The 12934-nt window shown below is 73.2% G+C and carries 12 protein-coding genes; 4 read left to right on the forward strand and 8 right to left on the reverse strand.

The window, feature by feature from the left end:
* Positions 1–60: 60 nt before the first annotated feature.
* The 4 genes from QSK37_RS06570 to QSK37_RS06585 all read right to left on the reverse strand — a co-directional run bounded on the left by QSK37_RS06570 (position 61) and on the right by QSK37_RS06585 (position 5414).
* The gene (locus QSK37_RS06570) at positions 61–2841 is read right to left on the reverse strand and encodes a hypothetical protein (protein WP_285618282.1); all 2781 of its coding nucleotides are present in this window, start codon (positions 2839–2841) and stop codon (positions 61–63) included.
* 94 nt (positions 2842–2935) lie between these two features.
* A complete protein-coding gene (locus QSK37_RS06575; RefSeq protein ID WP_285618283.1) occupies positions 2936–3919 on the reverse strand; it encodes an LLM class flavin-dependent oxidoreductase in 984 nt (327 codons plus the stop codon).
* A 7-nt stretch (positions 3920–3926) separates the two neighbouring features.
* Positions 3927–4718 carry a L,D-transpeptidase family protein gene (locus tag QSK37_RS06580; protein WP_285618284.1) on the reverse strand — a complete coding sequence of 264 codons (792 nt, stop codon included), beginning with the start codon at positions 4716–4718 and terminating at the stop codon, positions 3927–3929.
* Between the two features lie 99 nt (positions 4719–4817).
* Positions 4818–5414 (reverse strand): DUF1707 SHOCT-like domain-containing protein, encoded by a 597-nt coding sequence (locus QSK37_RS06585; protein WP_285618285.1) that lies wholly within the window; start codon positions 5412–5414, stop codon positions 4818–4820.
* Between the two features lie 156 nt (positions 5415–5570).
* Here QSK37_RS06585 and QSK37_RS06590 point away from each other — a divergent pair, with 156 nt between their 5' ends.
* Positions 5571–6233: a cupin domain-containing protein gene (locus tag QSK37_RS06590; RefSeq protein ID WP_285618286.1), complete on the forward strand. Its 663-nt coding sequence runs from the start codon at positions 5571–5573 to the stop codon at positions 6231–6233.
* A gap of 113 nt (positions 6234–6346) precedes the next feature.
* Here QSK37_RS06590 and QSK37_RS06595 read toward each other — a convergent pair whose 3' ends face one another.
* The 3 genes from QSK37_RS06595 to QSK37_RS06605 form a co-directional block, all read right to left on the reverse strand.
* Positions 6347–7150 carry an enoyl-CoA hydratase/isomerase family protein gene (locus tag QSK37_RS06595; protein ID WP_285618287.1) on the reverse strand — a complete coding sequence of 268 codons (804 nt, stop codon included), beginning with the start codon at positions 7148–7150 and terminating at the stop codon, positions 6347–6349.
* Complete coding sequence (locus tag QSK37_RS06600; RefSeq protein ID WP_285618289.1) at positions 7147–8046, reverse strand: SDR family oxidoreductase; 900 nt, start codon at positions 8044–8046, stop codon at positions 7147–7149. Before QSK37_RS06600 ends, QSK37_RS06595 begins: the two co-directional genes overlap by 4 nt.
* Positions 8047–8221: 175 nt before the next feature.
* Positions 8222–8905 (reverse strand): DedA family protein, encoded by a 684-nt coding sequence (locus tag QSK37_RS06605; protein WP_285618291.1) that lies wholly within the window; start codon positions 8903–8905, stop codon positions 8222–8224.
* Positions 8906–9014: 109 nt separating this feature from the next.
* On the opposite strand from QSK37_RS06605, the gene QSK37_RS06610 reads away from it, so the two are divergent.
* Both QSK37_RS06610 and QSK37_RS06615 read left to right on the forward strand, forming a co-directional pair.
* A complete protein-coding gene (locus QSK37_RS06610) occupies positions 9015–9914 on the forward strand; it encodes a glutathione S-transferase family protein (RefSeq protein WP_285618294.1) in 900 nt (299 codons plus the stop codon).
* 31 nt (positions 9915–9945) lie between these two features.
* Entirely contained in the window at positions 9946–10971 is a 1026-nt protein-coding gene (locus QSK37_RS06615; RefSeq protein WP_285618295.1) for a serpin family protein, read from the forward strand.
* A gap of 6 nt (positions 10972–10977) precedes the next feature.
* Here QSK37_RS06615 and QSK37_RS06620 read toward each other — a convergent pair whose 3' ends face one another.
* Complete coding sequence (locus QSK37_RS06620) at positions 10978–11916, reverse strand: GlxA family transcriptional regulator (protein ID WP_285618296.1); 939 nt, start codon at positions 11914–11916, stop codon at positions 10978–10980.
* A 380-nt stretch (positions 11917–12296) separates the two neighbouring features.
* Between QSK37_RS06620 and QSK37_RS06625 the strand changes: the two genes are divergently transcribed.
* Positions 12297–12839, forward strand: a complete 543-nt coding sequence (locus QSK37_RS06625; protein ID WP_285618297.1) for a hypothetical protein — start codon at positions 12297–12299, stop codon at positions 12837–12839.
* The last annotated feature ends 95 nt before the right edge of the window (positions 12840–12934 follow it).

Genomic DNA, 12934 nt, shown 5'->3' on the forward strand with positions numbered 1-12934 from the left:
CCCTGCTTCGCGGTCGCTCCGATACGGAATGCGACCGCGAAGCCATTTCCCGGGGCGATTTCAGGGCATCGGGGTTCGCCAGAGGGTGGGCCCGTCGGTGCGGTGGTCACCGGTGAAGCCGACCGCCAGGAGGTTCGTCCCGACGACCGTCAGGCCGTCGAGCTCCTGGACACCCGGTCCGTCCAGACCCAGGCCGTGCGGCCGCGTCGCGCGCCAGGTCCGGCCGTCCGCCGAGGACCACGTCGCGACGTCCGAACCGGCCGTGCCGGCGAGCACGAAACCGCGCGAGGTGGCGGTGGCGGCGGTGATGCGGGTGCCCGGCGCGGCGCCGGGCAGCGCCGACGGCTGCCAGGTGCGCCCGCCGTCGGCGGAGACCGACGCGAAGGCGTACGCCCCGGCCACGCCGGTGGCCACGAGCACTCCGCCCCGCGCCACCACCTTCGTCAGCGAGCCCTGCGTGGTGCCGGTGGGCAGCGCGGGCGCCGCCGAGGACAGGGTCCACCGCCGGCCGTCCGGTGAGGTCCACAGCGCGGGCTGCGACACCTTGTTCTTCGTCTGGCCGCCGACCGCCACGAAGCCGTTCGGCCCGGCGGCCACGTCGCTCATCCACTTCGGCGCGTCCCGGCCGCCGGTCAGGTCCGCCTTGCCCGCGCCCGCGGCGTGGGTCCAGCTCTTCAGGTCCGACGAGGTCCACACGGCGGCGCTCGTGCCGCCCTGGGTGCCGACGACCACGTACGCCGAACCGCTCGCCGCCGCCGCGGACGGCACCAGGTCGCCGCCGAACCGCTCGCCCGCCACCGGCTGCCAGGTGACGGTGTCGCCCGACGTCAGCACCAGCGAATGGGAGCCGGTGCCGCCGACGGCGAGCCAGCCCGGCCCGCCGTGCACCGCGTCGACGAGCCGCTGCTGACCGGTGTCCTTGGACGCCGGGAGCTTGGCGCGCGTCCACGTGGCGGCGTCGGAAGAGGTCCACAGCGCGGCGCGGCCGTTCGTGCTGCCGACCGCGACGACCCGGCCCGCGTCGGCCACGACACCGTCGACCGTGCGCTCCGGGTGCACCGCGTCGGGGATCGCGGGGAGGTTGACGTCGCCCGCGCCCGCCATCGTCAGGTACGCGCTGCCGTCGTCGCTCCGCCCGGACACGACCGGCCCCTGGGGGGTGAGCGCGGCGCCGGTGAGCGTACGGCCGCCCGCCAGGTCGCCCACGTGCCGCCACGTCTTGGCGTCGCCGCTGGTCATGACGGCGGTCTTCCCGCCCTTGAGCGGCGTGAGGACGGTCAGGCCGTTGTCGGTGCCGCGCACCAGGCCGATCCGGGAGTACCCGGTGAACGCGAGAGTGCCGGCCGCCGCCCAGTTGGTGCCGTCCGCGGAGCTGAAGAAGGCGCCGTACGCGGTGGTCTTCCTCTTCCCTCTGCGGCCGGTCTTGCGCGAGGCCTCACGCACGGCGAAGAAACCGGTCTGGGTGGCCACGACGCCCACCGCGTCACCGGAGGAGCCCTGCCCCCGCGGGACGGCGAACCGCGCCCAGGTGCGCCCGCCGTCGGGCGACCGCCAGAACGCCTCGCTCTGCGCGGTGCTGTGGACCTTGCGCCGCTTGCCCCTGACCCGGCGAGTGACGGTCTTGGTGGTGCGCGCCCGGCCGCGCGCCACGACGACGTCGCCGTGCGCCGCGACGTCCGACAGGCTCACGACGGTGCCGCCGGACGGCGGCTGGAACCGGTCGCCGCCGAGCCGCGTCCACCTGACGCCGTCGGCGGAGGTCCAGATGACGCCCTGCGTGCCGTCCTTGACCGTGGCGGTGCCCACGGCGACGAACCCCGACGTCGTACGGGCCAGCCGCCTGACCTGGTCGCCGGGGCCGAAGGCGCCGGACGGCGGCCGGCGGGTCCAGGTGCCCGCGTCGGCGCTCGTCCACTCGACGACGCCATCATGGGTGGCGCCCAGCGCCGCCCACTTGCCGTTGCCGCCGGCGAGCAGCCCGGGGTACTCCCCCTGGGGCGGGTCGCCGCCGTCCGCCGCGCGCACCTTCGCCAGCTTCCACGTGCGTCCGCCGTCGCCCGAGGTCAGGAACTGCGCCCGCGAGTAGACACCGCCCTGCTCGGAGCCGAACGCGACGGTCGTGGTGCCGCCGGACGCCACGCCGTCGAGCGTGTGCACCCGGCCGCCCGTGGCCGCCGCGGGGTCGAGCGCGAACAGCCGGTCGGCCGCGACCGCGGGAGTGCCGGCGTCCTTCTTCTTCTCGTCGCCGCCCCGGCCGAACAGCAGGTACGCCCCGCCGCCGACGACCAGAACGGCCACGACGCCGACGGCGATCGCCCGCAGCGGAAGGCCCTCGACGGACGGAAGGCGCCGGGGCCGCTTGGAGGACGCCCACGGCTCCGCGTCGGCGGACGCGGCGTCGCCCGCACCCGGAGCGGCCGGCTCGGCCGGCGGGCGCGGCTGCGGTTGCGCCTGGGGTTGGGGCTGCGGCTGCGGCTGGGGTTGCGGCACCGGCGCCGGGTAGCGCGGCGGCGCGGGAGGCGCGGCGGCGCTCGCCGCCGGGCGGGACGGCCGCGGCTTGGCCTCGACGCGGCTCCAGTCGACGCCCGCGCGGTGCCACACGGCGTTCGACCGCTGCCAGGGCGAGGTGTTCGGCATGCCGCGGAGGCGGGAGGTCTCGAGGGCGTCGGCGGCCTCGGCCAGCCGTTCGGTGAGCCGGCGGCGCTCGCTCCGGGCGCTCGGCGGCGGTCCCGCGGCCGGCCCGGATCGCTCCGAGGCGGCACCGCCGCCGAAGAAGTCCCCAGGGGAGGAAGCGCCGTTGCCGGTCGTGCTCACGCTGACCCTCTCGTTGAAACGTCTCATGCAGAGGACCATCAAACCCTGCTTCGGCACGCGATGAGGCCGGTAAGGGATCATGTCCGGCGCCCATTTCCGGCCGGTCCGTTCGGATGCGCGATCACCCGCGGAGCCGGGGCAGCACCTCCGCGCCCAGACGGCGAATGTTCTCCCTGGTCAAGGCCGGATCACCGGTGCCGTCGACCATGAGGACGAAGTGGTCGACGCCCGTACGCTCCGCGGTCGCCGTCAGCGTCGCGACACAGTCGTCGGCGGTGCCGACCGGATGGATCCGGCACAGCAGCGCGGCGTACTCCTCCGGATCGCGGGGCCGGCGCGGCCGGTCGTCGACCGGGACGTATCCGGCCAGGCCCGGCCCGAGCCAGCGCGGCATCGCCGTCCGCAGCACCCGCTGCGCCTCGGCCCGCGTGTCCGCGACATGGGCGACGCCGGCCGCCACGTGACCGGGGTTCGGCGGGCCGTACCGGGCGTAGTGCTCCACCATGGCGCGCTTGTCCTCGTCGCCGGCGTGCATGCCGAGCAGCATCGGCAACCCGCGCCGCGCGGCCACCTCCGCCGTCGCGGCGGAGGTGCAGGCCACGACGACGGGCGGCCCGGTGAGCGGACGCGGCACGACGGGCACCTCACGGAACGGGAAGGTCGCGGTGCCCGTGACCCGCTCCTCGGTCAGCGCGGCGAGCAGCAGATCCAGGCTCTCGGCGAAGCCGGACTCGTACCGTGCCAGCCCGGTGCCGAACACCTCCAGGTCCACCCACGGACCGCCGCGCCCGACCCCGAGCCGGAACCGTCCCCGGCCCACCTGGTCGAGCAGCGCGGCCTGCTCGGCGAGCGCGACCGGGTGCTGGTTGGACAGCACGCTGACCGCGGTGCCGACCGCGATCCGGCTCGTACGGCCCAGGACGTACGCGGCGAGTGTCACCGCCGAGGGGCAGACGCCGTAGGACATGAAGTGGTGCTCGGCGAACCAGACGCCGTCGAACCCGGCCCGTTCGGCCTCGACGGCCGCCTCGACCGTACGGGCGAGCACCTCGGCGTGTGACTGGCCGGGGAACTGCGCGGCCGCCAGGAAGAGCCCGATCCGCATCGGCGGGTCAGCCGCGGACGTAGACGCGCGTGCCGATCGGCAGCAGCTTCGCCACGATCGTCGACGTGCTCATCGGCACCCGTACGCAGCCGTGGGACGCCGGCCGCAGCGGCACCGACGGCTCACCGTGGATGGCGTACCCGCCGTCGAAGTAGTCGGCCTTGTAGAGCGTGCCCAGCGGCGAGGTCTCCCAGCCGGAGGCCTTGCGGTACACCCGGAAGTTCCCGCGCGGCGTGTGCGCGTACCCGGTGTGCCCCTGCGAGGAGTAGTACTGCTCCGACCCGGACGAGATGTGGCTCGTCAGGACGAGACGGCCGTCCTTGTAGACGTAGAGGAGCTGGTGCTTGACGTCGACCTCGGCGCGGTCGGCGGCGCCGCGCGGCACGAGCGGCTTGGGCGTCCGCGGCGCCGCGAGCGCGCTCCAGAACCTCGTGCTCGTCCGCGACGTGGGCTTGATGTGGTTGACCTTCTGGAACGCCCAGACGGCGTAACTCGTCGCCGACCCCCACTCACCGTCGACGGCGCCGGGGTCGTACCCGAGGTCCTCGAGACGCTGCTGGAGCGCCTTCACCTCGGCGCCGTGGGCGCCCGTGCGGAGCCTGGGGGCGGCCGGGGCGCTCCGCGCGGGCGTGTTCTGCACGGAGGTGTTCTGTACGGACGTGTTCTGCGCGGGGACGGCGACCTTCGGTGTTTTCTCGGGGGCGGTCGAGCCGGGGGCGGCCTGACCGGTGAGCGCCGGGGCCAGCAGGAACGCCGAGCCGGCCCCGGTGAGGACGACCGCGCTCAAGCGGATGCGCATCGGCTTTCACTCCCAGGAGTCGAGAGGAATCGTCCTTTCCGGGGTCCCCGCTCATGCGCGCTTTACTCATGCCCGCCCGTCCCTTGACACGGGAGCGGGTCAGCGGCGGGGCATCGTGCGGGTCTCGACGAGCCCCTTGTAGGCGACCGCGCGCACGTGCACGATCGGCGCGTCGGCGGGCAGGTCACCGGTCCAGTCCTCGTCGCGGGTGACGCCGAAGCCGTTCACCTCGACGCGGATGCCCGGCGGCACGACGATCTCGATGTCGGACTTGTAGGCGATCGCGTGAATCACGGTGACCGGCTCGGTGAGCTCGGCGGCCCGCAGGTCGATCACCCCGCTGCCCTTGTAGATGAGCGCCCGGAAGGTGCCCGGCACCCGCCACCGGCCGGTGTACCGCACGCTGTTCTTGTACGCGACCGCGTGGCGGCCCGGCTTGGGCATCCGGCCGGGCACCGTGGCGGCCGGAGACGACACGGCCGGCACGGACGGCGCGGTGGCGGCCGGCAGGTCGGTGAGCAGCACGTCGAGGTCGCCGTGGGTGCGCGCGGCCAGCGCGGCACGCATGCGCTCGTCGAACTCCACGTCGGCCAGCCGGCCCTCGGCGAACGCGACCTGCAGCCGCTGCACGGTCGCGTCCCGCTCCTGGTCGGAGGCGCGCATGTTCGGCGAGCTGGCCTCGCGGTACGGCTCCATCGATGAATCCCCCTTCAGGCCGCAAAACGAGATGTATCTTAAACCACGTTTCTCTCTAAAGGCGAGACCTCGCCGGGGCGGGTGACTCTCTTGAACGGGCGACTCGCCGGGCGCGCGCGCCCGGCGAGGACCACGCGGGCGGTTAGGTTTGGCCGTGTGCTACTGCTACTCACGACGCTCGACGCCTGGCGCGCCGACCCGGATCAACCCTTCCGCGACGAGTCCGCCGCCTACTCCCCCGAGGAGGACGCGGTCGCCCTGGCCAACGACGCCTTCCCCGACGGCCAGGTGATCGCGCTGGCCGTCCCCTTCTCTCGCGTGCCGCTGCCCGGCGCGGTCAACCGGGCCACGGTCGAGGAGGTACGGTACGCCCGGCGCGACCCGAGCGGCCGGGTGACCGGCTTCCACGCCCGCCCCCCGGTGGCCGACGCGCTGGACCTGCTGCCACATCCGGAGGGCGGCTGGTTCCGTGAGACGTGGCGCACCTCGACCCGCCTCCAGGCGCACGGCGGTGAACGCAACACCGCGACCGGCATCTACTTCCTGCTCGGCGCCGGCGACGAGTCGATGTGGCACGTCGTACGCTCCGACGAGCTGTGGCTGTGGCACCGCGGCGGCCCACTGGAACTGACGACACGCGGCGACGCGCCGACCGAGGAGAACACCGTCCTGCTGGGCCCGGACCTGGAGAACGGCCAGGTACCACAGGCCCTGGTCCCGGCCGGCGTGTGGCAGTCCGCCCGCCCGGCGGCCGGCCAGGAGGTACTGGTGAGCTGCGTCGTCTCCCCCGGCTTCGACCCGGCCGACTTCAGCGTCTGAAAACCACCGTCGGGGCGGTCACCAGAAGACCGCCCCGCCGCGCCGCCGACACCGCCTCGTTGAGACCTCCGTACCGCCGAGAACTTCGGGTCGTCCGAACTGCGGCGGGTGGTTCAGCGGTTGCGGAAACGGGGGTCGCGCTTCTCCATCGTGGCGGTGAGTCCCTCGGCGAGGTCCTCGGTGAGGAAGGCCATGGTCTGGGTGCGGTTCTCCACCGCGAGATGGCCGCGTAGGCCCGAGGCGTCGAGGGACAGGTTGAGCAGCTCCTTGGTGTGACGGAGCCCGAACGGCGAGCGCTTCAGCAGGTCAGCGGCTAGTTCCAGGGCGGCGTCGAGGTCCGCGCCCTCATCCGCCAGCGTGGCCAGCAGGCCGAGGTCGTGAGCCTCCGTGGCGGTGACCGCGCGGGCCCGATAGAAGATCTCCGCGGCCCGTGAGGCTCCGATCAGCCGCGGCAGCAGCCAGGTGAGCCCGAGGTCGCCCGCGGAGAAGCCGAGTTTGAGGAACGGCGCGATGAACGTCGCCGTCGGGTCGGCGACCCGCAGGTCGCAGGCCAGGGCCACGGACATGCCCATGCCGGCGACCGGGCCGTGCAGCGCGGCGATCACCGGCTGCGGGATGTCGCGCAGCCGGAGGATGAGCTCACCGCTGCGCGCCATGCCCCGGTAGACCCGCGCGACCCGGCCCTCCCCGCCGTCCTCGGCGGAGCCGAGACCGTCGCCCCGGACGTCCATGCCGGCGGTGAAGGCCCGTCCGGCGCCGGTGAGCACCACCACGCGCGTCTCGGCGTCGGTGGCCAGCCGGTCGAGGATCGCGAGGAGCTCCTCGACCATCGCCGGCGTGACGGCGTTGAGCCGCTCGGGGCGGGACAGGGTGATCAGCGCCAGCCCGTCCCGCCGCTCGAACGTGATCGGGCTCATTTGATCGCGTTGAAGACGGCCATGGTCTGCTCGCCGATGTCCTTGGCGAGCAGGTACGGCTCCACCTCGTTGATCTGCTGCCAGTTGTCGCGCACGTCCTCGACGCTGAGCCCGCCCTGCTTGGTGAAGCCCGGCCCCTCGGCCACGAAGACGCGGGCCACCCGGCCGCCGCCCACGCTGTACGTCTCGCCGGTCGCCTCGTTGGTCTCGTGCGCGAGCCAGGCCACGACCGGGGTGACGAGCTCGACGCTCAGCTTCTCCTTGTAGTCCGGCGGGAACAGCTCCTCGGTCATGCGGGTCCAGGCGATCGGGGCGATCGCGTTGACCTTGATGTTGTACTTGGCGCCCTCGGCCGCCAGCGTCTTGGTCAGCCCGACGAGGCCCATCTTGGCCGAGGAGTAGTTGGCCTGCCCGAAGTTGCCGAACAGCCCGGCGGGCGAGGTGGTCATGACCACGCGGCCGTACGCCTGCTCGCGCAGGTGCGGCCACGCGGCGTGCGTGACGAGGAACGACCCGCGCAGGTGCACGGCGATGACCTGGTCGAACTCCTCCGGCGCCATGTTCTTGAAGGACTTGTCCCGCAGGATGCCGGCGTTGTTGACGACGATGTCGATCTTGCCGAACGCGTCGAGCGCGGTCCGCACGATCGCCTCCGCGCCCTCGGGGGTGGCGACGTTGTCGGTGTTCGCGACCGCCTCGCCGCCGTTCTTCTTGATCTCCTCGACCACGGCGGCCGCCGGGCCGGCGGAGGAGCCGCTGCCGTGGAGCGAGCCGCCGAGGTCGTTGACGACGACCTTCGCGCCCCGCGCGGCCAGCTCGAGCGCGTGCTGCCGACCGAGCCCCTGCCCGGCTCCGGTGACGATCGCCACCCGTCCGTCGAACCGCAGTTCCGCCATGTCCACATCCTCCTCGCGACGCGTTACCACTCCGTGTGTATCAAACCGAATCCCACTCGGGTGGTCCAGGCGGCAACCGCGCGGGTTCGCCGGTCGCGCTCGCCTCCTCACTCACTCCACGGACGGCTCGTACCTCACCGGCCGCTCCGCTCGCTCGTCGGCTCGCCGCTCCGGGTCAGTCGTCGTGGTGGTGTTCGCGGAGGTCCTCGCGCAGGTCGGGGACGGACACCGGCTCCGGGGTGGTCTCCGTCTCCTCCGCCTCCTTCTTGTGGCGGCGGTACAGCCAGACGCCGACCGCGATCACGACGATCACCGCGACCACGACCGCGAGGACCCGGCCGGCCCACTGGGCGACCTGCTCGAACGCCGTTCCGGCCAGGTAGCCGCCGATCGTGAAGCCGATGCCCCAGGTGATGCCGCCCAGGGCGTTGAAGACCAGGAACCGGCCGTACGGCATCCGCGCGCTCCCCGCGAGCGCGGGCATGATCGCGCGCAGGAGGGCGGTGAAGCGGCCGATGAAGACGGCGAAGGCGCCGCGCCGGCGCAGGAGGTCCTGTGCGGTGCCGAGCCGGTCGCGGTGTTTTCGCAACGGGCGCGTGTCGAGCAGCCGGTCGCCGAACTTGCGCCCGATCTCGTACCCCACCGAGTCGCCCACGACGGCGGCGAGCACGATCACGACGAGCAGGATGGGCAGCGATACCCGGTGCTGGCTGGCAAGCACCCCGGCGATGACGATCGCGGTCTCCCCCGGGAAGACGAACCCGAAGAACAGGGCGGCCTCGGCGAACACGAGCGCGGCGACCACCCCGTAGATGACCGGGCCGTGCAGGTGCAGCAGAGCGTCAGTGATATGACCCACGGGCGATCAGTGTCCCGTTTCCGGCGTCTCCATGAGGATTATCGTATGAGCAGGTCGGCACCGGCGGATCGCTCTAAGGTCGCAGATCCCCGTCAACCGGAGGGATTACATGGCGAACATCATGAGCCCTGAGCTGAAGAACGGCCGGTTCGTGCGGCAGTCCAACCGGTTCACCGACCGCATCGGCAGCGATGAGTTTCCCGCCGAGACCGGCCGCTACCAACTCTACGCCTCGCTGGCCTGCCCCTGGGCGCACCGCGCCCTCATCGTCCGCAGGCTGCTCGGGCTGGAGGACGTGATCGGAGTCACCATCGTCGACCCGATCCGCGACGAGCGCGGCTGGCGTTTCACGCTGTCGCCGGACGGCCGCGACCCCGTGACCGGCGCGCGGTTCCTGGCCGAGCTCTACACCGCCACCGACCCGTCGTACGACGGGCGGCACACCGTGCCGTGCGTGTGGGACACCGTGAGCGGGCGGCTCGTCACCAACGACTATCCCCAGATCACGCTGACGCTCGAGTCGGCGTTCGCGCCGTTCCACCGGCCCGGCGCGCCCGAGCTGTACCCGGAGGAGCTGCGCGCCGAGATCGACGAGGTGAACGACGACGTCTTCCACAACGTCAACAACGGCGTCTACAAGGCCGGCATGGCGCAGACCCAGGAGGCGTACGAAGAGGCGTTCGACGCGCTGTTCGCCGCCCTCGACCGCCTGGAGGCCCGCCTCGACGGCCACGACCACCTGGTCGGCGACCGGCTGACCGAGGCCGACGTGCGCCTGTACCCGACGCTGGCCCGCTTCGACGCGGTCTACCACACGCACTTCAAGTGCAACCTGCGGCGGATCGTCGACTATCCGCGCCTGTGGGCGTACGCCCGCCGGCTCCACGCCATTCCCGCGTTCGGCGAGACCACCGACTTCGACCACATCAAGCGGCACTACTACGAGACCCACCGGCACCTGAACCCGTACGGCATCGTGCCCAAGGGCCCGGCGATCTCATGGACCTGATCGTTGGACCTCGCCGGAGTACGGTCGAGGAATGGACGAGTTCGCACTCCGCCTGAACCGGCGGCTCGACTCCGCGGGCGGCCTGGTCTGGTCTCCCTACTCCGTCGCGTCGGCGCTGGCGCTCGCCGCCACCGGCGCGCGCGGCCGGACCTACGACGAGCTGGCCGGCGCCCTGGGCGGGCCCCCGGACGGCCTGGGCCTCGCGGAGGCCGCGGCGCTCGGCGACGACGCCGAGATCGCGGTGGCCGACACGCTGTGGCTGCGCGAGGGGCTGCCCGTCGAGGAGGAGTACGAGCGCGCGACCGGCGCGGCACTGCACAGCGCCGACTTCGCCGGCGACCCCGAGGCCGCCCGCCGGGCCATCAACGCGGAGGTCGCCAAGACGACACGCGAGCTCATCCAGGACCTGCTGCCGGCCGGTGCCGTCGACCCAGGCACGAGCGCGGTGATCGTCAACGCGCTGTACCTCAAGGCCGTCTGGCGGATCCCGTTCTCGCGCAGGGACACGGTCCCGGCGCCCTTCCACGGTCCCGGCGGACGGCGGCGGGTGCCGACGATGCGCCGCACCGGCCGCATGCCGTACGCCGAGGCCGGCGGCTGGCGGATGGTCACGCTCACGGCCGGGGGCGGCGTGGTCGCGGACGTGCTGCTCGGGCCCGAGGACGGCCCGCCGGCGCGGGAGTCGCTCCGCTCGCTGTACGACGCGGCGCGGTCGGTCAAGGTCGAGCTGGCCCTGCCGAGGTTCCGGGTCGAGAGCCGGGCGAGCCTGAGCGAGCCGCTCGGCGCCCTGGGCGTACGGACCGCCTTCACCGACGACGCCGACTTCTCCGGCATGACACCCGCACCCGTACGGATCGACCGGATCGAGCACAAGGCCGTGCTGGAGGTGGACGAGCAGGGGCTGGAGGGCGCGGCGGCCACCGCGGCCGTGATGGTGCCGGCGGGCATGGACATCAGCCGTCCCGTGGAGTTCCGCGTCGACCGGCCGTTCCTCGTGGTCGTACGCCACCCGGCCACCGGAGCCGTCTACTTCCTCGCCCGCGTCACCGAACCCTGACCGGCCTCACCGGAACGCCCGGCGGTAGGCGTTCGGGCTGAGCCCCGCCACCCGCTTGAACCGGTCGCGGAAGGCGGTCGGCGAGCCGAACCCGACCTGCGCGGCGATGCGGTCCACCGGGTGCGTCGTGGTCTCCAGGAGGTGCTGCGCCCGCCGGATCCGGGCCCGGTGCAGCCACTGCAGCGGCGTCGTGCCGGTCTGCTCGCGGAAGCGCCGGTTGAGCGTACGGGTGCTCATCCCGGCGTGGGCGGCGATCTCGTCGAGGGTCAGGTCGCGGGCGGAGTTGTCCTCCATCCAGCGCAGCACCGGCTCCATCAGCGAGCCACGCGGCGTGGGCGGCTGCTCGTGCACGATGAACTGCGCCTGCCCGCCCTCCCGCTCCAGCGCCATCACCGACAGCCGCGCCGCGTCGGCCGCGACGGCCGAGCCGTGGTCACACCGGATCATGTACAGGCACAGGTCGAGACCTGCCGCGGCGCCCGCGGAGGTCAGGATCTGCCCGTCGTGCACGTACAGCACGTCCGGATCGACCTCCACGGCCGGGTACCGCGCGGCGAGGAACTCGGCGGCGACCCAGTGCGTGGTGGCGCGCCGCCCGTCCAGCAGCCCGGCCGCGGCGAGAACGAAGGCACCGGCACAGATCGACGCGATCCGCGTACCCGCCTCGGCCGCGCGGCGAAGCCCGGCGATCACCTCGGGAGGCGGCGGCGTACCCGGCGCGGCGACCCCCGGCACGATGATCGTGTCCGCTTCGTCCAGCGTCTCCAGACCGTACGGCGCGCGGATCGTGAACGCCCCGGCGTCGACCTCCTCGGAGAGCGCGCACACCCGCAGACGGTAGGGCGACCGCCCATCGGGCAACCGCGTACGCCCGAAGGCCTCCAGCGGCGTGGTGAGATCGAACCCGATCACCCCGTCGAGCGCGAGCACCGCGATCGTGTGCATGGCGACAACGTACGCCACCACCGGTTTCCCGCCAACCACGAGTCACCGGCGGGTATCGGCGCCGTATCCACGGGCCGTGCGTTACCCGCGCCTGGTCACGAGGGGGCTCGCGCCGCACGGCGGCCGCGCCCACATGGCACCGTGGCGATACCCACACCCGCCCGCTCGGGGTCATGCCGCGGCGGCCCCGCCTGACAGCGCCCACGCCGACCAGGCGTGGCGCCCGCACCACCGCGCATCGGCGTCCGTGTGGCGAGAATCTGGTGGAGGCTGGCAATTACGCCACTGTCGATATCCGAGGCCGGTCCGTAGCGTCGTCCCCGCGCCGCCGTACGCCGGGGGCGATCGTCACCGTTTCTCCACGTGAGGGCACCTGATCCGTGAGCAAGATCCTTCTCATCGTCCATGTCCTGGCCGCCGTTCTCGCGGTCGGCCCGGTGGCCGTGGCCGCCAGCATGTTCCCCGCCGCGATCCGCCGCGCGGCCGCCGGCTCCTCTCTTGAGGCCGCCACCGAACCCGCCCTCCGGTCCGCCGCCGTCCCGGGCACCCGCGCCGAGTCCGCCCAAGGGGACGCGCGGTCCGCCGGCTACGACGGGTCGGCGATGGCCGGCGCGCGGCTCCTGCACCGGATCTGCCGCGTGTACGCGGTCGCGGGGGTGGCCGTGCCGGTGTTCGGGTTCGCCACCGCCGGCGCCATGCACGTCACGGGCGACGCCTGGGTGATCGTCTCCATCGTCCTCACGGCGCTCGCCGCCGCCGTGCTCGCACTGCTCGTCCTGCCCCGCCAGCGGGCGCTCCTCGGCGGCACGATCACCGGGAACGGCCCGGCGCGGCTCGCCATGTACACCGGCGTGTTCAATCTCCTGTGGGCGGCGGTCACCATCCTGATGATCGTCAGGCCCGGGTCCAGCACCGGCACGTGATCTGTGTCACCACCGTACGGCCACGCGGGCGCCCTCCGGCGGAGGGCCCGCGGAGCCGCGGGCGGACGATCCGGGCCGCTGAACGGCGTTCGCCC

Source organism: Actinoallomurus iriomotensis, from assembly GCF_030269445.1.
GTDB classification, from domain to species: Bacteria; Actinomycetota; Actinomycetes; order Streptosporangiales; family Streptosporangiaceae; genus Actinoallomurus; species Actinoallomurus iriomotensis.

Coding starts and splice junctions, on each gene's coding strand:
- QSK37_RS06570 (WP_285618282.1), bottom strand. CDS start 2,841: ATGAGACGTTTCAACGAGAGGGTCAGCGTGAGCACGACCGGCAACGGC.
- QSK37_RS06575 (WP_285618283.1), bottom strand. CDS start 3,919: ATGCGGATCGGGCTCTTCCTGGCGGCCGCGCAGTTCCCCGGCCAGTCA.
- QSK37_RS06580 (WP_285618284.1), bottom strand. CDS start 4,718: ATGCGCATCCGCTTGAGCGCGGTCGTCCTCACCGGGGCCGGCTCGGCG.
- QSK37_RS06585 (WP_285618285.1), bottom strand. CDS start 5,414: ATGGAGCCGTACCGCGAGGCCAGCTCGCCGAACATGCGCGCCTCCGAC.
- QSK37_RS06595 (WP_285618287.1), bottom strand. CDS start 7,150: ATGAGCCCGATCACGTTCGAGCGGCGGGACGGGCTGGCGCTGATCACC.
- QSK37_RS06600 (WP_285618289.1), bottom strand. CDS start 8,046: ATGGCGGAACTGCGGTTCGACGGACGGGTGGCGATCGTCACCGGAGCC.
- QSK37_RS06610 (WP_285618294.1), top strand. CDS start 9,015: ATGGCGAACATCATGAGCCCTGAGCTGAAGAACGGCCGGTTCGTGCGG.
- QSK37_RS06615 (WP_285618295.1), top strand. CDS start 9,946: ATGGACGAGTTCGCACTCCGCCTGAACCGGCGGCTCGACTCCGCGGGC.
- QSK37_RS06620 (WP_285618296.1), bottom strand. CDS start 11,916: ATGCACACGATCGCGGTGCTCGCGCTCGACGGGGTGATCGGGTTCGAT.